The following is an 18,793-nucleotide window of genomic DNA, read 5'->3' on the forward strand; positions in this document are numbered from 1 at the left end:
TATGCTTAACGATGAAGGATGGGTTAAATCGACATGTGCTTATTGTGGGGTTGGCTGTGGTATAGAAGCTCGTCCTATGATAACTGGAAAACTCGATATCCGAGGAGATAAAGATCATCCATCCAACCACGGTAAGTTATGCACGAAAGGCATTGCGTTGGGGGATACCGTCATCGAGGATGGCCGTTTGTTAATGCCAAAAATGAAGGTCGATAAACAATGGCAGGAAACGGATTGGGATACAGCGTTGGATCAGGTGGCTCAGCAGTTTTCCAAAACAGTAGCGGAGTTCGGTCCAGATTCTGTGGCCTTTTATGTCTCGGGTCAGCTTTTGACTGAGGATTATTACGTCGCCAATAAATTGCTTAAAGGCTTTATTGGTACCAGTAATATTGATAGTAATTCTAGGCTCTGCATGGCCTCGTCTGTGGTTGGTCATAAGCGTGCATTTGGCATGGACACTGTTCCTGTGTGCTATGACGACATTGAGCTTGCTGAGCTGGTTATTTTAGTTGGCTCTAATTTGGCTTGGTGCCATCCTGTTTTATACCAGCGATTACGTGTTGCCAAACAAGCTAATCCTAATTTAGTCGTGGTGGTGATTGACCCACGTCGTAATGAGAGTTGTGAAATTGCAGACCTGCATTTGGCATTAAATCCAGGGGCGGACGTGGCCTTGTTTAATGGCTTATTGCACTATCTTTCTAAAACGCAACAGCTTGATGCCTCCTTTATCGCTGACCATACAAACCACTTTTCCGAAGCGCTGGAGGCCGCATTACAAGAAGGCGATGTGTCTTATATTACTGGCTTGGATGAGCAGACATTGGCAGGCTTTTACGAGACGTTTGCGAAGACGGATAAGGTCTTAACGATTTATTCCCAAGGGGTAAATCAGTCCACTCAAGGCTCAGATAAAGTGAACAGTATTATTAACTGCCATCTCGCTATGGGCAAAATAGGTGTGCCTGGTTGTGGGCCGTTTTCCGTGACGGGTCAACCGAATGCAATGGGGGGACGAGAAGTAGGGGCGTTAGCGAATACGTTAGTCGCACACATGGAGTTTGACAACCCTAAAGATAGGGAGGCCGTGGCAACATTTTGGCAGACTCAGCGTCTTGCCTCCAAGCCGGGTCTAAAGGCGGTTGATATGTTCGATGCGCTCGCCTCCGGCAAAATTAAAGCGATTTGGATTATGGCGACAAATCCTGTCGTCAGCTTGCCTAATAGTGCGAAAATCAAACAAGCATTATTGGATTGTCCTTTGGTTGTGGTGTCTGATTGCATCGCAGATACTGCAACCACACGTTGTGCCGATATAGTATTGCCCGCGCAAGGGTGGAGTGAGAAATCGGGCACTGTTACCAACTCAGAACGTCGCATATCAAGGCAGCGTCGTCTTATGGCCAGTCCGGGCCTCGCCAAACCGGATTGGTGGATTTTATCCCAAGTTGCCCAGCGTATGGGATTTAAAGAGGCTTTTGACTATCGCCATGAAGGCGATATTTTTCGTGAATATGCTCAGCTTACCGGGTTAAATAATGATTCTGGTCAGCGTGACTTAAATCTAACCGGATTGGCGAATGTGTCTGATGAAGAGTATCAATCTTTTCAACCACGGCAATGGCCTGTTATAGAAGACCAAGGTGTTTCTCAAAACCGGCGATTCTTTGAAGATAAACGTTTTTTTACAGCCAACCATCGGGCTAACTTTCTTGCCGTGCAGCACAGTGCGCCTAAAAACCCGTTATCCAAGGCCTTTCCTTTGGTACTTAATAGTGGCCGCACCAGAGACCAGTGGCATACCATGACACGCACAGGGTTGTCTTCTCGACTCGCTGAGCACACCCCTGAGCCTTATGTCTTGATTAATGCCAAGACTGCCGCCGCCTTTTCCCTTCATCCTGATGCGTTGGCCTGTATCCGTAATCAACATGGGAGCTGTTTTGCCCGTGTGGTGCTCAGTGAGTCAATGAGTGACAATGAGATCTTTATGCCAATCCATTGGAATGATGTCACCGCTGCAAACAGCAAACCTTGTGTATTGATCGCAAGCGATACAGACCCTGTTTCAGGACAGCCGGAGTTTAAATACACCCCCGTGACTATTGCGCCTTTTATGGCTCAGACCAGCGCTCTTTTGATGCTTCGTCAGCCTGTTACATTTTCTCTGTCGGGCTATTGGTCCAGACAAAAAATCACCTCTGGCTATCTCTATCACATTGCCAGTGAGTCTTCTTTAGAGGAGATCATCAAAGCGTTGGGCTTTTGTGATGGACAAACGATCCGTTTGAGCCATGAGAATGGAGACATTCGAATGGGGTTTGACCAAGAGGGCATAATGAATCAGTTACTCGTGACCAAAACGGGAGCGCTTTCTAGGAATAAGATTAACGAACTGCGAGCACTCTTCGATAGGCAACCTAAAGCCAGAGCAATAGATGAACCATTGAGTACGATTCTCGCCATGCTTTGCTGATAGTATATCGAAAGTGAGATTATACCAGAACTTGTCGTGTATTCGCTATATAGTGGTGGATCTGAGCTTCAATGTCCGGATCAATCATGTTGTCAGGGCGACAGTGATTTGGGCAAGCCAGATGTGGTGTTGTACCAAAAAGTCGGCAAATTAGCGGGCGTTCGTCGTAAACTTCACAACCATTTTCCCCTAAGTGTACGCAGTTAAAATGTGCTAAGGCGGCGTCGTGTTCTGCCTCTGTTTTTTCCGGGAGGCGTGACATTTCTTCCGAGGATGCCGTGACAGGACCGCAGCAGTCATGGCAGCCAGGTTTGCATGCAAACGAAGGGATGTTCTCGCGTAGTTTGGCAATAATATTGCGATTATCTATCATGGTGTGGTTATCCGATTTACTGTTTTTTTATTGGTCAAGTTTAGCGCTTAACTCAGTGCTTTGTACTTGCTTTATAAGCGGCTTTATCCATTTGATTATTGGTGTCATTTATCACTATAAAATACATGGTAACTTGGCACTATAAAAGACATGATAGAGCTTGCTGTTGTTAGCGGTATTAATGGTTTAGCTGAATATTCTTTGAGTTGAGGTTTATGCATATATTTGAAGTATTGTTTAGGTGGGTTGACTTCCATTTTGTCACGATCATTGTGGTTTTGCATGTCAGTTTATCGATTATGACATCATTGCATGTCCTTTTGTTTAAGGAGAACGAACGTACATCGCTAGCTTGGATTGGTCTTGTTATATTATCGCCCGTTGTGGGCAGCTTGTTTTATTGGTTGTTTGGGATCAATCGTATCAAGCGCTTGGCGCGAAAGGAGCACCCGCAAACCCTTAAACAAGATTTTCGTCCAGAAGAAAAGACGGTAGATTTCCATCAGCTCCCAGCAAACTGGCATTCTGCTATCGTTGCTGGGTATGCCATTCACCCTGTTAATTATGTTGCGGGAAATAGAGTGGCGCCACTCATCAATGGTGAGATGGCTTATCCAGCTATGATTGAGTCCATTGACCGTGCACAGCATTATATTGTTTTATCCAGCTATATCTTTGATTATGACTCTCTTGGACATCAGTTTGTTGATGCGCTAGCCAAAGCCCATGAGCGGGGGGTTATCGTCAATGTGTTATTGGATGGGGTTGGCATTGGTTACAGTTGGCATAAGTCAGATAGAGCTCTTAAAAAACGCGGGGTTAAAACAGCGCGCTTTTTACCCGCTATCTCGCTGACCAGTACGCGATTTATTAACCTAAGGAATCACCGAAAAATATTGTGTGTCGATGGGGCAGAAGCATATATCGGTGGTATGAACGTCAGTAAAGATAACTTGGTGATGTCATCGAAGCATCCTATTGATGACATCCATTTTAAAGTGACTGGCCCTGTTATTGATCAAATTAGCCAAGTTTTTATCGAAGATTGGTTCTTTGCAACTGGCGAGTTAATTGAGTTTCCTTTGTATTGTCCAGATACGCAAACGTCAAGGGGCGACAAACCCGTTATTGCCCGAGTGGTTCAAGATGGACCAGATGAATACCATGATAGAATACATTGGACGTTAATAAGCGCAATCGGTTGTGCCCAAAAAAGCGTTAAGGTTATGACGCCTTATTTTATCCCAGACCAAACCTTGATGACGTCTCTTCATGCGGCAGCACTGCGCGGTGTCTTGGTTGAAATCATTGTACCTGAACACAGTAATATTCCATTTATCGACTGGGTAATGGAAGCAAATTTCTCTAGAATTATGGAGCATGGAATACGAATCTATAAAAACAAGCGGCCTTTTGATCACAGTAAAATAGTCATGATTGATGATATATGGTCGTTTATAGGCTCGACAAATTGGGACGCGAGAAGTTTAGAGTTTAATTTCGAAATTAATTTAGAGTGCTTTGATGTGGGGCTAAATAAGCAGTTAACAGAGTTCTTTCTGCAAAAGAAACAGAATGCATCTCTGGTTACTGAGAATGATGTTAGAGCTGTGCCGAGTTATAAAAAAGTTCGAAATAATTTGGTTCGTTTATTTTCACCTTACCTGTGAGACATTAATAGCACGATTTCTACAAGGCTAATATTTCATGATGAAAAGTCGTTATCGAAAAATAGAATCCCTAAAGGTAATGGGGAGTGCATCGAAAGCGGTAATGGGGCCAAACATTGACGTGCTATTATGGAATGTTTTTAAGTGCCGAAGAGAGGGATGGCAAGAAGACTTCCAGACACTCATTCATGACAAAGATTTGGTACTCTTACAAGAAGCCGTTTTTAATTCTCCATTCGATGTGATCTTCAGTCAGTCGACTCAACATCAATGGATTATGGCGCGCAGTTTTAAAAATCTGCAAACTAGCATCGAAACAGGGATTAAAACGGGGTCATCCGTCACTGCTAATAAACATTTTTGTTCTGCTTCTCCCTATAGTGAGCCGATAACGAAAACCAAAAAAATGCTATTGGCGACGGAGTATCCGATTACCAGTGCCGAGAGCTCTTTTCTAGAGTCTTCGTTGCTGGTAGTGAATACCCATATTATAAACTTTGTTTCTTTGAGAAAGTTTAAAACGCATTTGGATCAAGTTTTTCAAGTCTTAAAACATCATAATGGGCCGATTATATTGGCTGGTGACTTTAATACTTGGAATGGAAAAAGATTAGCGTATTTTAATAGCCTAGCGATGTCTCTTTTTTTAGAGGAAGTTAAGTTGATACGTCAGCCAAGGCTAAGCCATTTTTTTAAACATCTCGATCATGTTTATTGTCGTGGCTTAGACGTGGTGGATGTGCATGTGCATACAGATATTCATTCATCGGATCATTTTCCCATCAGCCTGTCGCTAAAAATAGTAGCGTCTAGATAACGCCATGAAGTGATAATGAGTAAAGGCATGGGCAATACTGTAAATAAAAATAGTAATCCTACGGCAGACTGGCAAGAAGAGTATTGGTGTGGCAATGAGTAATAAGCAATATCTTTTTTTTCAAGGTGTGTTACCGGTCAAATGGGCTCAATTCCCTCAAGAAGTGATGGCTGGATTGACGCTGGCCGCCCTCGCTATCCCTGAAGTGATGGGGTATACGCAAATTGCAGGCGTACCCGTGGTGGCAGGGCTCTACACTATGTTACTACCAATGTTTTTATTTGCCCTTTTTGGTTCTTCCCGCCAACTGGTGGTTGGGGCCGATTCCGCAACGGCTGCTATGTTGGCAACGGCGTTAGCAGGCATTGCCGTGGTTGGGTCACCGGAGTATTTAGCGTTAGCAGGAGTGTTGGCCTTAATGGTTGGCGTTATGTTATTGGTTGCTCGTGTTTTTAATCTGGGAATGTTGGCCAATTTTCTGTCAAGAACGGTGCTTATTGGGTTTTTAACTGGAGTTGGAATCCAAGTCTCTTTAGGTCAGATTGCCGGTATGCTAGGAATGCAGGCGGGTGGGATCGGTAGCTTGTATCACACATTGCTTCATTGGTCGAGATTGGAAAGTGCCAACATTGATAGCATGGTTGTTGCTATTGCCACCTTGGTGGTGATCCTCAGCTTACGACGAGTATCTAGACGTATACCAGGGACCTTGATTGCGGTGGTTGGTGCGATATTGGCTAGTTGGTTATTGGATTTGCAAGGTTACGGGATTCAATCTCTTGGTACGGTTCCCAGTGGTTTGCCCCGTTTGAGTTGGCCAGATGCCTCACTTAGTTGGCAAACATTTGAGGCTCTTATTCCGCCTGCTTTTGCTATGTTCATTGTCATTATCGCACAAAGTGCCGCGACATCTAGAGCTTATGCCGCTCGGCATGGAGAAAGTGTCAATGATAACGGTGATTTAATTGGTCTAGGGGCGGCTAATATCGGTGCGGCTCTTTCGGGATCATTTGTGGTCAATGGTAGTCCCACCAAAACTCAAATGGTCGACAGTGCGGGAGGTCGAAGCCAGCTGGTCCATCTGATTACGGCAGCGATCGTTGCCATCGTATTATTACTACTGACTGCTCCTTTAACCTATTTGCCCCAAGCAACTTTGTCTGCAGTGGTGTTTCTTATTGGGGTTGAACTGATCGACATAAAAGGAATGCGCACTATATTATCTGAACGTCCTTGGGAGTTTTGGGTTGCTTTGATTACCGCATTGGTTGTTGTTTTATGGGGGGTAGAGCAGGGGATTTTACTCGCTATTGCCCTTTCCTTATTAGTTCATACTCGTCATGGCTATCAGCCCCATAATAGTGTGGTTGTTCCTTCTGATCATGGCCGCTGGCGTGCGGTTGCTTTGGATAAGAACGCACAGCTAGCGCCTGGGTTGCTTGTCTATCGCTTTACCCACAGCATGTATTACGCGAACGCGTCATACATGCGTCATCAGATTATGTATTTAGTCACCCGTGCTCAGCCTTCATTGCAGTGGTTTTGTATTGATGCTGGAGCCGTGGATGATGTCGATTTTACATCTGCAAAAACCCTACTGTCTCTCTCTGAAGAGTTGCAAACGTTGGCAATACGTTTGGTGTTTGCGGAAGTTACAGAAAACGTCCGTTCGGAACTTGATCGTTCTGGAGTAACTCAGTTGATTGGTGCTGATGCCTACCATGAGACGGTTGCCGATGTTGTTGATGCATTTCGAAAACGCGCTAAGTAGATGGCCTTTCTTCTAACCTTCGCTTTTTTCACAAGTTACTATTGATAAATCTTGTAAAAAATAAGTTTTTTCGTGCTTATTTTGACTGGAAAGATCTTTTCTCTGGGAGAAAAGTGGATTTTGTCTAAAAGAAACCGTTTTTGTATTTTTCATTTTCATTTTTTTTTCTTTTTTTTAGCTGGCTTTGGTTTCGATCTGTCCTCACACTACGCCAATAAGTGTTGATTTAAAAAAGAAATATTAAAAAATCTAATTTCTGTTATGAATTTATTTAATATCTTTTCCTTTTAAGTTAAGTTTTTTTATCTGATCGTATTGAAGGATAATGTCATGGGGTTGGCTGTTTTACTGATTTTCATATTGTGTGGAATATATGTTCAAAATCGTGGGGTTGTACAGCATCAAAGGTTGAAACGGAAAATTACTGATCATTCAAATCTGTTAGCACCGATTAATTGCTTGTTTTACTTGTTTTCACGAGTAAAAAAAACGCCTTATATTAGTGTTAATGAGTTCCCCGAGCTTAAAGTAGTCGATGAGAACTGGCAAATGATCCGTGATGAGGCGTTGAAACTTAATGAGGCTGCGCAAATTAAAGCCTCTGATGATTTGGATGATTTGGGCTTTAACTCCTTCTTTCGCACGGGGTGGAAGCGTTTTTATTTGAAGTGGTACGGCACTGATCTAAAGTCCGCTATGGAGCTTTGTCCGAAGACTGTTGCGCTTTTATCGGGTATTCCAAGTGTGAAAGGGGGCATGTTTGCCATGTTGCCGCCTGGGGCAAGATTGGGTGAGCATAGAGATCCGTATGCTGGGTCTTTTCGTTATCATCTTGGGTTGGTAACCCCTAACTCCGACGATTGCTATATTGTAGTGGACGGGGAAAAATACTCATGGCGAGATGGTGAATCCGTTATGTTTGACGAAACCTATATTCATCATGCTGAGAATAAAACAGACCATAATAGGATTGTGCTTTTTCTCGATGTTAAACGTCCTGTTACTTTCTTTTTAGTTGATTGGTTCAATCAGTTTTTGTCTTATACATTATTGGCGGCTTCCGCGACTAAAAATGTTAAAGGAGATAAAGTTGGTGTTTTAAATAAAGCATTCCACTATTTGTATAAAGCGCGTAATTGGGTGAGAAAGCTAAAAGGCGTCAATAAACCTCTATACTATTTTGTTCAGTATGGTATTTATCTCGGCTTAATTTACCTGTTATTTTTCTAGTTGTTTGGCAAGAGGTTCTAGGCCTCTTGCTGTCTTCTTTATGCTGTTAATAGCTTGTCTAGGTGTTGCAGCCGATTAGTGATCTCTCTTCTGTCTAAATCGATTAGTGGGCGCTGTTTTAGGCTATGTTCGATCATGCGTTTTTGATGGTCGATAAAAGACCAGTGGCTTGAATCGGTTGCCTGCTCTGCAATATGAATCAGTCCCTCTAATTGACGCAAACTGATGGCCAGACAAGTTTGTGAGTGTTGTCGTATTTGATCAAAGGCAATACTGGCAAGGTTATGGAATGAAGTGACTTTATAGCAAACGCGTTCAAGGTTATCTTCATCACAGGCATAGCCTTTTGGAAAGGTCTTTTGTGTCATATCACACAAGGTCGCGGTGAGTTTATCCACACAGGCGATGGCGGAATATGGGTCATTAATACCAGGAGAAAGGGCTCTCAGTGCAATCTCGACAAGTTGATGAATGGCGAATTCAGGGTCTTGTATTGGGGTTCGTTTGGCACCAAAAGTAAAGCATTGGAGAAGGGCTTGTTCGTCTTCTTTTGATAGGTAGGGAAGATAGCATTTCATGGTTACCATGCGTTTGACCACAAAATCGCCCTGTTTCACAACGATCTCGATATAGCCATCAAGCTTTTTCATGAGTTTACAAAGGCACGTGTAATTAATGGTTTGAATATAGCCGTACTGGTCACTTTTTATCTGAATGGCATCGGCTAGATTAATGATCTCTTTTTGATTGTCTGTTTTGACTGATTCAGTTGTTAGTTGGTTATGCCGACTTTCAGTGTTTTCATCTTCTTTTTGTTGATCAAATATTTTTTCGAGTGTGCGCTGTAATTCTAAATGAACATTATCAATGACATTATCTGATTGCAGGTTTTGCGACACATGATGAATAAAATAAATCAGTAGCAGAATACCGAATAGCGTCATGAGCATGGCACCAGCGATAGTGAGTCCGGGGAGATAATCGCCATTTGCAAAGTGGCCAGTCATACGCACCAGAACAAGGCAGTAGACAAATAGAGCGATAAATGTGCCAAGTACCAGTTGGGTGCTGGTATCTTCCATGAAGTTACGAATAAGTCTTGGCCCAAACTGTGACGAAGCAGTGGTCAGCGCCACTATGGTGATGGAGAAGGTGATACTGACGACGGTCATGATGCTACCAGCTATGCTGGTTAGTAGGCTGCGAGTGATGTCGGCGTCCGCATGGTATAAAAAATGTAGCCAGCGGACCGAGTGGAGTTCTGAATAGAAGTCAATACATAACAATACTGCGCAACAGGAAATCGTCAGCAATAAAATCAGGCAAGGTGTAAACCAGAAGCTGGTTTTAACTGTATCGTAGGTTTTTAGTAGCTGCGTATCTTTTATAAATAATGTCAAATGACACGACCCTGTCTCAAATTTGAATGTATTTTAGCGAATTTGCATGTATTAATACGCTACTGGCTTTTTTCATTGGGCTCACCTGTTTTTAGGAGTTTCAATAAATCCTCTCGCTCAAGGCTGCCTTTGAGTGCTAGATCAAGTTGGTACTGGTACTGCTCGTTCCAATTTTTTATTTCAGGGGTGTTGTCTTGGAGTTGCTTGGTTAAATCAGCCATGGAGGCTTTTAGTACTTTTAAGAAGGCTTGAATATTATCTTCTTGATTGATAAGAATGTTTTTTAATGCTGTAGCGCTGCTGTGTCTTAGGTACAGTTTGAGAATGTCGTTCTCAGCCTTCATGGCTTGTAGTTTTTCGTTTTGACTGTCGATGGTTTGCTGGAACGTCGCTAACTCTTTAGCAACATCTTTATCCTCTGTTACGCTGCTTTGCTTCGCTTCCTTAGGGGCAAGAAAGAAAGTGATACCTGCAGAAGTGCCAACGCTAACCAGAAAACAGAGTAAAAAGCCAATAATAAGTTTTCCACTCTTCTTTTTGGTGGGCTCTTCTAAGGCTGGGGCAGTTTTGTCTTTTTCTTTGTTATTAGTGGATGTCGCCATCTTAACTCCTACGACTTCTGTTTAGCTACAAAGTCATTCTGTCTGATGTTTATTTCTTATTATGTTGCTTTTATACCTCTATAACGGTGCTTTGCACAATTTCTTGAGGTCTGGGCTTTATTCTTGCTCATTCCTATGAACTTTTGGTGATATAAATAGTGAAATGATGAGTATTCTTTGGGTGAAGGTTTTGTTTTTGTGGCGTGCAACGTAAAATGTGCCAGCTTTGCTTATTAGAATGAATCCCTTTTTTATAGCTGTTAAATAACCAAGTAAAATAGTCAGGTAAATACTTGATCAAAACAGTAGGTTTTGTGTACTATTTGGTATGAATACACAGTCTTAATTGGATAGCTTATGCGCCTGACAACAAAAGGTCGTTATGCTGTAACCGCCATGCTCGATTTGGCGTTACATTCAGACCATGGTCCCGTGTCGTTATCAGATATTTCAAATCGGCAAGGCATTTCCCTGTCATACTTAGAGCAGCTTTTTGCCAAGCTTCGAAAGCAATCCTTGGTGTCCAGCGTTAGAGGCCCAGGTGGCGGCTATCGTTTAAGTCGCTCCTTAGGGGAGATCTTTGTTGCACAAATCGTTGATGCGGTAAATGAGTCCGTTGATGCGACAGGTTGCAAGGGCAAAAGTGATTGTCAGGGTGGAAATACCTGTTTAACGCATCATCTTTGGTGTGATTTAAGTGATCAAATACACGATTTCTTAAGCCAAATTAGCTTAGAGCAATTGGTTTTGCGCAATGATGTTCGAGAAGTTGCTCGACGTCAGAATGCCGACAGTATTAAAAATTGTTCTGAGAATGACAAAATTAGTGCCGCTCTTGTTGGCTAGGGTAGCGTAGACATTAGTGAATGGTGTGGTAATTCATATCTATTCCGATAAATAGTGAGTGTTAATATGACTGAGCAGATAGATAAGGCGCTGGCGCGAGAATACGAAGCCGGGTTTGTGTCTGATGTAGAATCAGAAACCTTTGTGCCTGGTTTGGATGAAGACGTTATCCGCCGTATTTCAGCAATGAAAAATGAGCCTGAATGGATGCTCGAATGGCGTCTAAGTGCATTTCGTGAGTGGTTAGAAATGGAAGAGCCCGATTGGGCATTGGTGGATTATCCCAAGATCGATTTTCAATCCATCTCTTACTATTCCGCTCCAAAGAGTATGCAGGATAAGCCTAAATCTCTAGACGAAGTAGATCCGGAGTTACTGCGTACTTACGAAAAACTTGGGATCCCTTTGGTCGAACAGCAGATGTTGGCGGGCGTTGCAGTGGACGCGGTGTTTGACTCTGTGTCTGTGGTTACCACGTTTCGCGAAAAGCTAGAAGAAGCGGGTGTAATTTTTTGTTCTATTTCTGAGGCGCTGCATAAGTACCCAGATCTTGTTAGAAAATACATTGGTAGTGTCGTGCCGAAAAAAGACAACTACTACGCGGCATTGAACTGTGCTGTTTTTACTGATGGCTCTTTTGTCTATATTCCTAAGGGCACGCGTTGTCCAATGGAGTTGTCTACTTACTTCCGTATCAATGAGCAGAATACAGGTCAATTCGAGCGTACTTTGATTGTTGCGGATGAGGGCAGTCATGTAAGTTACCTTGAAGGCTGTACTGCGCCACAGCGTGATGAAAACCAGTTGCATGCCGCAGTGGTTGAGTTAGTGGCTCTGGATAATGCGGAGATTAAGTATTCCACGGTTCAGAACTGGTATCCAGGGGATGAGAACGGCAAAGGCGGCATTTATAACTTTGTCACCAAACGCGGTATTTGTCATACCAACGCGAAAATTTCTTGGACTCAGGTCGAGACCGGATCGTCTGTTACTTGGAAGTACCCAAGCTGTATTCTAAAAGGGGATAACAGTGTAGGAGAGTTTTACTCGGTTGCTTTAACACGGGGTCGCCAACAAGCTGACACCGGTACCAAGATGATTCACCTTGGAAAAAATACTAAGTCCACCATCATTTCCAAAGGGATTTCTGCCGGTAGAAGTAATAACAGCTACCGTGGCCTTGTGCGAATGAATCCAGGTGCCCAAGGGGCGCGTAATTACACTCAATGTGACTCTTTATTGATTGGCGACCAGTGTGGTGCGCACACTTTCCCTTATGTGGAAAGCCGAAATCCATCCGCTATTGTTGAGCACGAAGCCACCACTTCTAAAGTGAGTGACGAGCAATTATTCTTGTGTCGTCAGCGTGGTCTTGATCCCGAAAAAGCCGTGTCCATGATTGTGAATGGCTTCTGTAAGGAAGTATTTAAAGAATTACCCATGGAATTTGCCGTTGAAGCGGGCAAGTTACTAGAAATAAGCCTTGAAGGCTCTGTAGGTTAAGGAATTATTAGCGATGTCAAACACAAAGAGTTTGTTGACGATAAAAGATTTACACGCCAGCGTGGAAGAAAAGCAGATTATTAAAGGCTTGAGCTTAGATGTGAAGCCCGGTGAAGTGCACGCCATTATGGGCCCGAATGGCGCAGGTAAAAGTACCTTAGGTTATGTATTGTCTGGCCGTGATGGTTACCATGTTGAAAGCGGCAGTGTGGCCCTTGATGGTGATGATTTACTGGCAATGGAAACCGAAGAGCGTGCTCGTGCTGGTTTATTCTTAGCCTTTCAATACCCAGTTGAAATCCCAGGCGTCAGCAACTTGGAATTCTTGAAGGCGGCGGTTGATGCACAACGACAGGCTCGCGGAGAGGACCCCGTTACCTCAGCAGATTTTTTGAAAGAAGCCAAAGCCGCTTGTAAACAGGTAAATCTGCCTGTGGCCTTCTTGAAGCGTGGCGTGAACGAAGGGTTTTCCGGCGGCGAGAAAAAGCGTAATGAACTCATGCAAATGTTGCTGTTGAAACCAAAGCTTTGCATCTTGGATGAAACCGATTCGGGTTTGGATATCGATGCCCTTCAAGTGGTAGCAGAAGGGGTAAATAGCCAGCGCTCTGATGATCGTAGCTTTATTGTTGTAACTCACTATCAGCGTCTTTTGGATTATATTAAACCTGACTTCGTTCATGTTTTGTCAGGTGGCAAAATTGTCAAGAGTGGCGATGCATCCTTGGCGCTTGAATTAGAGGCGCAAGGTTATGCTTGGCTACAGAATGAGCCAGCTGAAGACGAACTTGAGGGGTAATGCATGAGTGAATGGTTAGAAAGTGCCATTGCTCGAGCGCAAGGTATTAATGATTGGCTTGCTCCAAAACGAGCTGATGCCTTGGATCTCCTTGCCAATAGCCAATGGCCAACACGTAAAACAGAAGCATGGCGTTATACACCGCTTCGTCCGGTTGAGCGTTCGCAAGCCAAAGTGTTGACTGATGAGGTCAACTTGGAGCCGATTGCCATTGCGGATTTGTCGGCCATTGAATTGGTCTTTGTAAACGGGAAATTTGATCCGTCCCAATTAGCCAAAACGCTGCCTGATGGGGTGTCTATTGCCTTAGGTCGTGATTTGGATTCGGCAAAACAAACAGATGCCTTGAATGCTTTTTCAACTATTAAACCTCAGCGACATCTTTTTGGCTTAGTTAACGATGCCTTAGCACAAGATGTGGTGATTGTGACGGTTGCAGAAGGTGTTGAGGTTGCCGAGCCCATCCGTATTAGCTCTTTACTGAGCCAGAGTGCGGAGTCTCATACACGAGTTCAGGTGTCATTGGGTGCTGGAGCTCGATTAACGGTGATTGAAGATGTGCAGGCCCAAGGTGAAAGCTTAAACACGGCATTTGTTGAGTACAATGTCGCCGCAAAGGCATATTTAGAGCATTACCGATTTGCTTTGCAGACAGGAACCAATGTTGCCATCGGAGGGAGTCATTTTAACCTGCATGACCATGCCAAAATGCACAGCTCGATTGTTGCTTTTGGTAGTGATTTATCGCGTTTAGACACGGATATTATTCATGCGGGCGAGTATGCGGACGCTAAGCTCAATGCCATGTATTTGCTGGATAATAAAGAGCTTTTTGATCTTCATGCTACTGTCGAACATGCCATGGCGAACGGTACAACACAAGAAAACGTCCGTGGTATTGTCGCAGATCGTGCTCGTGCGGTATTTAATGGCCGTATTCATATTCACCGAGATGCGCAGAAAACGTCGGCGGAACTGAATAATCGTAATCTGTTGATGTCGGACAAAGCAGAAATCAATACCAAACCGGAGCTAGAGATTTACGCAGACGACGTGAAGTGTGCTCACGGTGCCACGGTTGCAGAGATCGACAAGCAAGCACTTTATTACTTGGAAACTCGTGGTATAAGTCGCTCCAAAGCGCAAGTGATGCTCAACTTTGGTTTTATTAATGAGTTGATAGATTTAATGCCAAATGCGGCGTTAGCGGAATGGGTTCGCCCGATTATTCGTGAACGTTTTGCGCAAATGGATGTGGAATAAGCGAGAAAATGATGAGTTTTGATGTAGCAGCTATTCGTGAGCAGTTTCCCATATTAAAACGTGAAATTGATGGTAATCCACTTATTTATCTCGATAACGCGGCCACGACACAAAAACCGCAGTGTGTGATCGACGCTTTGGTGGAGTATTACACGACCTGTAACTCCAATGTGCATCGTGGTGCCCATCGACTTGCGGATGAAGCAACGCGCCATTTTGAAGCGGCGCGAGACATCGTAAAAGACTTTATCAATGCGCCAAAGCGCGAAGAAGTAATTTGGACGACGGGCACTACTGAAGGCATTAATATCGTTGCTAACGGTTTGGCTGCTTTGTTGTCTGCTGGTGATGAAGTGATCGCGACGGGAATGGAACATCATGCCAATCTAGTGACTTGGCAGCAGGCATGTAAAGCCTCTGGTGCGACTTTGAAAACGGTGCCGGTACTTGAGTCTGGTGAGTTGGATCTAGATGCTTACCAGGCGCTGCTAAGCGCACATACTAAGTTCGTCGCTTTCCCCCATGTATCGAATGCATTAGGTACGGTCAATCCTATTAAAGAGATGACTGCTAAAGCTAAGCAGTTCGGGGCGTTGGTTTTAGTGGACGGTGCGCAAGGTGCTGCCCACCGTAAGATCGATGTACAAGAAATTGGTTGTGATTTTTATGCGTTTTCAGGGCATAAAATTTATGGACCAATGGGTATTGGTGCCTTGTGGGGTAAGGAGTCTGTTCTTGCTGAGTGGCCTGTTTGGCGTACTGGTGGTGAGATGATTTCTACTGTGACGTTGCAAGACGCGACGTGGAATGTGTTGCCTTATCGTTTTGAAGCGGGCACGCCAAATGTGGGTGATGCTATTGCTATGGGCGAAGCCATCCGTTGGTTAAGTGCGTTGGATAGAGAAGCGGTAGAGGCTCATGAAAAAGCCTTGTTAGATCACGCGACGGCACTTGCTGAACAGTTTGAAGGTCTGACCATTATAGGTAAAGCGAGAGACAAAGCTGGAGTGTTGAGCTTTGTGATGGATCACGGGCATCCAGCGGATATCGGCTTTTTGCTGGATCGACAAGGTATCGCCGTGCGAACGGGCGATCATTGTGCTCAGCCTTTAATGGCGCGTTTTAATGTGCCTGGTACGGCAAGAGTGTCGTTCTCGATTTATAATACATTAGAAGAAGTTGATGCCTTATTTGCTGCGCTGAAAAAAGTGCGCAGCATGTTGGCTTAGGAGGGTGTGATGACAGCAACTACCTTTGATCCTGTCTCTAGCGTGTCTTTAACCGCTTCAGCGCAGAAATATTTTGCCTCTAAATTGGCTAAGCAGCCTGGTAAGTTGATTCGATTGAGCACGAAAGAAAGTGGCTGTACTGGCTTTTCTTATGTGTTGGACATTGTCGAAGGGGCATCTGATAGCGATGATGTGCTGACCTTTGGTGATGTGATTTTTGCTGTGGATTCAGAATCCGCTCAAATGCTTAGAGGGACAGAAATTGACTTGGTTCGTGAAGGTGTGAACGAAGTTGTTAAATTTAATAATCCAAACGTTGTGGCTGAGTGCGGCTGTGGCGAAAGCTTCAGTGTGAGCTAATACATGCAGAAAATGGTAGTAACCCAGCGAGCTTGTCCAGCACGTAGAGTACCCAGCGGTGATTCGGTTAGTATTCCAGAAGGGCAATTTATTACAATCAATCAAAGTCTAGGTGGCAACTATACCGTCACTTGGCAGGGTAATATGTTGCGTATTGATGGAACCGATGCCGAGGCCATTGGGCAACAGCCAGAAGTGCTTGAGTTTGATGATCTCGGCACGGATCAGATTAGTGAAGATCAGGTTTGGCAAGCTTTGGATACCATATATGATCCTGAGATACCCATCAGTCTGGTGTCTCTGGGGTTGGTATATAAGGTTGAACTGGATCAACAAAATAAAAGGGTTTTGATTGATATGACGCTAACGGCACCGGGTTGTGGTATGGGGCCTGTGTTGGTGGGCGATGTGGAATACCGTGTTGCCAAAGTGCCGAACGTCGAAGCGGTTAAAGTGGATTTAGTGTTCGATCCGCCTTGGTCGCGAGAGATGATGAGTGAAGAAGCGCAACTAGAAGCGGGTCTCTTCTTCTAATAGCTTTCTCTTGATCGCTTCGGTCGACGATTAAAATCTAATACAATAAGAAACGGCCTTGGATATTGCTAAGCGCCGTTTTTGCTTTTATGGCCTTGATAAAAAAGAGGGGAGTCATGTCCTTACCTAGTACAGAAGACATTGTGGACGATCTGTCGTTTTTTGACGATTGGGAAGATAAGTACAAGTATATTATTGATTTAGGTAAGTCTTTGCCTGCGTTCGATGAGGCGTGGCGTACGTCCGAGCGTTTGGTGAAAGGCTGTCAAAGCAATGTATGGATTCAACCAGGTACCGAGCAAGATGCTCAGAAAGGTGAAGTGCTTACCTTTGCTGTCGACAGTGATGCCATTATCGTACGTGGCTTGCTTGGTGTGGTGCTGGCAGCATTCGATCATAAAACGCCGCAAGATATTTTGGATTTTAATATTGATGAGTATTTTGCTCAGCTGGACCTTGAGCGTCATTTGAGTCCTACTCGGGGCAATGGTTTGCGTTCTATTGTGGGACGTATAAAAAATATCGCGCAAGCGGCGGCTTAGTATTGTGTTGTTTTGATCGACTCTTGTTTACTAAAAGATATCGATTTTATTTTTATTGGAGAGCTTTAAATGAACACCCCAGTCTACCTAGATAATTCAGCGACCACGCCTGTTGATCCAAGAGTGGCTGAAAAAATGATGGCGTGTTTGACCCAGAATGGCAATTTTGGGAACCCAGCTTCTCGCTCACATCTCTTTGGTTGGCGTGCCGAAGAGGCGGTAGAGGAAGCAAGGCAGCAAGTATCCAGTTTGATTGGTGCGGACGCCCGGGAAATCGTTTGGACATCCGGTGCCACGGAAGCGAATAACTTGGCTCTAAAAGGTGTAGCGCATGCGTATCGTCAAAAAGGTCGTCATATTATTACGTCTATGATTGAGCATAAAGCGGTACTGGATCCTTGTAAGCAGCTTGAAAAAGAAGGGTTCGAAGTGACCTATTTAAAACCCGATACTCATGGCGTTATCTCGTCAGATCAAGTAGCGGGCGCTCTCAGAGAAGATACTATTTTGGTGTCTCTGATGCATGGTAATAACGAACTGGGTGTATTAACAGACATTGCGGCTATCGGTGAATTAACTCGTAAAAATGGTGTGTTTTTGCATGTGGATGCAGCCCAAACTACAGGTAAAGTTGCGATTGATGTGAACGCAATGAAGGTTGATCTCATGTCACTTACGGCTCATAAAACCTATGGACCAAAGGGGGTTGGTGCATTATTCGTACGTCGCTCACCAAAAGTGAAGCTAGAAGCGCAAATCCATGGTGGTGGTCATGAGCGAGGTATGCGTTCTGGAACCTTGGCAACCCATCAAATTGTTGGAATGGGAGAGGCATTTCGTCTGGCGAATGAAGAGATGGCGCAAGACTGTGCTCGAATTCAAGCTTTACGTGAGCGTTTATGGTCGTCCCTAAGTGAAATCTCTGGTGTACATCTTAATGGCGATTCAGTTAACCGTGTCTCTGGTGTGTTAAACGTTGGGTTTGCTGATGTGGATGGGGAAGTGTTGTTGATGTCATTAACGGACATCGCTGTGTCATCTGGGTCCGCCTGCACCTCTGCGAGCTTAGAGCCTTCATATGTGTTACGAGCCATTGGTTTGTCCGATACTTTGGCGCATAGCTCATTACGTCTGTCTGTGGGGCGCTTTACCACAGAAGAAGAGGTGGACTTTGCTGCGGAGACAATTAAAAAGGCCGTTACAGCGCTTAGGTAAGGTTTTTTTGCTGTAAAAGTGTATTTTTTGTTGAGAATTGCAAAAGAATCTCGTGTTGAGCATACAATTTTAACAAAGAGATGCGTATAATCCACGCGCTGAAACTTTTATGTCTTGGGTCATGGCTTTTATGGTTTTTGTCCAATTAGCCATCACCCTT

Annotated in this window: 18 protein-coding genes; 14 read left to right on the forward strand and 4 right to left on the reverse strand. The window is 44.1% G+C overall.

The window, feature by feature from the left end; all coding sequences use genetic code 11:
- Nucleotide 1: 1 nt before the first annotated feature.
- Nucleotides 2–2,479, forward strand: a complete 2,478-nt coding sequence (locus MSP8886_RS07560; RefSeq protein ID WP_067014310.1) for a molybdopterin oxidoreductase family protein — start codon at nucleotides 2–4, stop codon at nucleotides 2,477–2,479.
- Between the two features lie 19 nt (nucleotides 2,480–2,498).
- Here MSP8886_RS07560 and MSP8886_RS21875 read toward each other — a convergent pair whose 3' ends face one another.
- On the reverse strand, nucleotides 2,499–2,852 hold the full coding sequence (locus tag MSP8886_RS21875; RefSeq protein WP_083200856.1) for a YkgJ family cysteine cluster protein: 354 nt from the start codon (nucleotides 2,850–2,852) through the stop codon (nucleotides 2,499–2,501).
- Nucleotides 2,853–3,067: 215 nt separating this feature from the next.
- On the opposite strand from MSP8886_RS21875, the gene MSP8886_RS07565 reads away from it, so the two are divergent.
- From MSP8886_RS07565 to MSP8886_RS07575, 3 genes are all read left to right on the forward strand, one after another.
- Nucleotides 3,068–4,522 (forward strand): phospholipase D-like domain-containing protein, encoded by a 1,455-nt coding sequence (locus MSP8886_RS07565; RefSeq protein WP_067014313.1) that lies wholly within the window; start codon nucleotides 3,068–3,070, stop codon nucleotides 4,520–4,522.
- 37 nt (nucleotides 4,523–4,559) lie between these two features.
- Nucleotides 4,560–5,339: an endonuclease/exonuclease/phosphatase family protein gene (locus MSP8886_RS07570; protein ID WP_067014316.1), complete on the forward strand. Its 780-nt coding sequence runs from the start codon at nucleotides 4,560–4,562 to the stop codon at nucleotides 5,337–5,339.
- Nucleotides 5,340–5,433: 94 nt separating this feature from the next.
- Complete coding sequence (locus MSP8886_RS07575) at nucleotides 5,434–7,110, forward strand: SulP family inorganic anion transporter (RefSeq protein WP_067014320.1); 1,677 nt, start codon at nucleotides 5,434–5,436, stop codon at nucleotides 7,108–7,110.
- 12 nt (nucleotides 7,111–7,122) lie between these two features.
- On the opposite strand, the gene MSP8886_RS22320 is transcribed toward MSP8886_RS07575, so the two are convergent.
- Complete coding sequence (locus tag MSP8886_RS22320) at nucleotides 7,123–7,269, reverse strand: hypothetical protein (protein WP_175365282.1); 147 nt, start codon at nucleotides 7,267–7,269, stop codon at nucleotides 7,123–7,125.
- Nucleotides 7,270–7,440: 171 nt separating this feature from the next.
- Here MSP8886_RS22320 and MSP8886_RS07580 point away from each other — a divergent pair, with 171 nt between their 5' ends.
- Complete coding sequence (locus MSP8886_RS07580) at nucleotides 7,441–8,340, forward strand: aspartyl/asparaginyl beta-hydroxylase domain-containing protein (protein ID WP_067014323.1); 900 nt, start codon at nucleotides 7,441–7,443, stop codon at nucleotides 8,338–8,340.
- Between the two features lie 38 nt (nucleotides 8,341–8,378).
- Here the strand turns inward: MSP8886_RS07580 and MSP8886_RS07585 are convergent, their stop codons facing one another.
- Both MSP8886_RS07585 and MSP8886_RS07590 read right to left on the reverse strand, forming a co-directional pair.
- Nucleotides 8,379–9,740, reverse strand: coding sequence for a DUF2254 domain-containing protein (locus MSP8886_RS07585; RefSeq protein ID WP_083200857.1), 1,362 nt, complete (start codon nucleotides 9,738–9,740; stop codon nucleotides 8,379–8,381).
- A 59-nt stretch (nucleotides 9,741–9,799) separates the two neighbouring features.
- A complete protein-coding gene (locus MSP8886_RS07590) occupies nucleotides 9,800–10,342 on the reverse strand; it encodes a hypothetical protein (RefSeq protein WP_067014326.1) in 543 nt (180 codons plus the stop codon).
- Nucleotides 10,343–10,699: 357 nt separating this feature from the next.
- On the opposite strand from MSP8886_RS07590, the gene iscR reads away from it, so the two are divergent.
- From iscR to MSP8886_RS07635, 9 genes are all read left to right on the forward strand, one after another.
- On the forward strand, nucleotides 10,700–11,188 hold the full coding sequence (gene iscR, locus MSP8886_RS07595; protein ID WP_067014329.1) for a Fe-S cluster assembly transcriptional regulator IscR: 489 nt from the start codon (nucleotides 10,700–10,702) through the stop codon (nucleotides 11,186–11,188).
- A gap of 66 nt (nucleotides 11,189–11,254) precedes the next feature.
- On the forward strand, nucleotides 11,255–12,691 hold the full coding sequence (gene sufB, locus MSP8886_RS07600; RefSeq protein WP_067014332.1) for a Fe-S cluster assembly protein SufB: 1,437 nt from the start codon (nucleotides 11,255–11,257) through the stop codon (nucleotides 12,689–12,691).
- A gap of 13 nt (nucleotides 12,692–12,704) precedes the next feature.
- A complete protein-coding gene (sufC, locus tag MSP8886_RS07605) occupies nucleotides 12,705–13,490 on the forward strand; it encodes a Fe-S cluster assembly ATPase SufC (protein ID WP_067014335.1) in 786 nt (261 codons plus the stop codon).
- 3 nt (nucleotides 13,491–13,493) lie between these two features.
- Nucleotides 13,494–14,753, forward strand: coding sequence for a Fe-S cluster assembly protein SufD (gene sufD, locus MSP8886_RS07610; RefSeq protein ID WP_067014338.1), 1,260 nt, complete (start codon nucleotides 13,494–13,496; stop codon nucleotides 14,751–14,753).
- An 11-nt stretch (nucleotides 14,754–14,764) separates the two neighbouring features.
- A complete protein-coding gene (locus MSP8886_RS07615; RefSeq protein ID WP_067014583.1) occupies nucleotides 14,765–15,982 on the forward strand; it encodes an aminotransferase class V-fold PLP-dependent enzyme in 1,218 nt (405 codons plus the stop codon).
- Nucleotides 15,983–15,991: 9 nt separating this feature from the next.
- A complete protein-coding gene (locus tag MSP8886_RS07620; RefSeq protein ID WP_067014341.1) occupies nucleotides 15,992–16,342 on the forward strand; it encodes a HesB/IscA family protein in 351 nt (116 codons plus the stop codon).
- 3 nt (nucleotides 16,343–16,345) lie between these two features.
- Entirely contained in the window at nucleotides 16,346–16,876 is a 531-nt protein-coding gene (sufT, locus tag MSP8886_RS07625) for a putative Fe-S cluster assembly protein SufT (protein WP_067014344.1), read from the forward strand.
- 116 nt (nucleotides 16,877–16,992) lie between these two features.
- Nucleotides 16,993–17,418, forward strand: a complete 426-nt coding sequence (locus MSP8886_RS07630) for a SufE family protein (RefSeq protein WP_067014347.1) — start codon at nucleotides 16,993–16,995, stop codon at nucleotides 17,416–17,418.
- 69 nt (nucleotides 17,419–17,487) lie between these two features.
- Nucleotides 17,488–18,633: an IscS subfamily cysteine desulfurase gene (locus MSP8886_RS07635; protein WP_067014350.1), complete on the forward strand. Its 1,146-nt coding sequence runs from the start codon at nucleotides 17,488–17,490 to the stop codon at nucleotides 18,631–18,633.
- The last annotated feature ends 160 nt before the right edge of the window (nucleotides 18,634–18,793 follow it).

This window comes from Marinomonas spartinae, from assembly GCF_900089775.1.
GTDB lineage: Bacteria > Pseudomonadota > Gammaproteobacteria > Pseudomonadales > Marinomonadaceae > Marinomonas > Marinomonas spartinae.

What these genes read in the sequence shown, in the direction of transcription:
- MSP8886_RS21875 (WP_083200856.1), bottom strand. Translation starts at nt 2,852, where the DNA reads ATGATAGATAATCGCAATATTATTGCCAAACTACGCGAGAACATCCCT.
- MSP8886_RS07635 (WP_067014350.1), top strand. Translation starts at nt 17,488, where the DNA reads ATGAACACCCCAGTCTACCTAGATAATTCAGCGACCACGCCTGTTGAT.
- MSP8886_RS07615 (WP_067014583.1), top strand. Translation starts at nt 14,765, where the DNA reads ATGAGTTTTGATGTAGCAGCTATTCGTGAGCAGTTTCCCATATTAAAA.
- MSP8886_RS07570 (WP_067014316.1), top strand. Translation starts at nt 4,560, where the DNA reads ATGATGAAAAGTCGTTATCGAAAAATAGAATCCCTAAAGGTAATGGGG.
- sufC (WP_067014335.1), top strand. Translation starts at nt 12,705, where the DNA reads ATGTCAAACACAAAGAGTTTGTTGACGATAAAAGATTTACACGCCAGC.
- MSP8886_RS07630 (WP_067014347.1), top strand. Translation starts at nt 16,993, where the DNA reads ATGTCCTTACCTAGTACAGAAGACATTGTGGACGATCTGTCGTTTTTT.
- MSP8886_RS07560 (WP_067014310.1), top strand. Translation starts at nt 2, where the DNA reads ATGCTTAACGATGAAGGATGGGTTAAATCGACATGTGCTTATTGTGGG.
- MSP8886_RS07565 (WP_067014313.1), top strand. Translation starts at nt 3,068, where the DNA reads ATGCATATATTTGAAGTATTGTTTAGGTGGGTTGACTTCCATTTTGTC.
- MSP8886_RS07580 (WP_067014323.1), top strand. Translation starts at nt 7,441, where the DNA reads ATGGGGTTGGCTGTTTTACTGATTTTCATATTGTGTGGAATATATGTT.
- iscR (WP_067014329.1), top strand. Translation starts at nt 10,700, where the DNA reads ATGCGCCTGACAACAAAAGGTCGTTATGCTGTAACCGCCATGCTCGAT.
- sufB (WP_067014332.1), top strand. Translation starts at nt 11,255, where the DNA reads ATGACTGAGCAGATAGATAAGGCGCTGGCGCGAGAATACGAAGCCGGG.
- MSP8886_RS22320 (WP_175365282.1), bottom strand. Translation starts at nt 7,269, where the DNA reads ATGAAAATGAAAAATACAAAAACGGTTTCTTTTAGACAAAATCCACTT.
- MSP8886_RS07620 (WP_067014341.1), top strand. Translation starts at nt 15,992, where the DNA reads ATGACAGCAACTACCTTTGATCCTGTCTCTAGCGTGTCTTTAACCGCT.
- MSP8886_RS07590 (WP_067014326.1), bottom strand. Translation starts at nt 10,342, where the DNA reads ATGGCGACATCCACTAATAACAAAGAAAAAGACAAAACTGCCCCAGCC.
- sufT (WP_067014344.1), top strand. Translation starts at nt 16,346, where the DNA reads ATGCAGAAAATGGTAGTAACCCAGCGAGCTTGTCCAGCACGTAGAGTA.
- MSP8886_RS07575 (WP_067014320.1), top strand. Translation starts at nt 5,434, where the DNA reads ATGAGTAATAAGCAATATCTTTTTTTTCAAGGTGTGTTACCGGTCAAA.
- sufD (WP_067014338.1), top strand. Translation starts at nt 13,494, where the DNA reads ATGAGTGAATGGTTAGAAAGTGCCATTGCTCGAGCGCAAGGTATTAAT.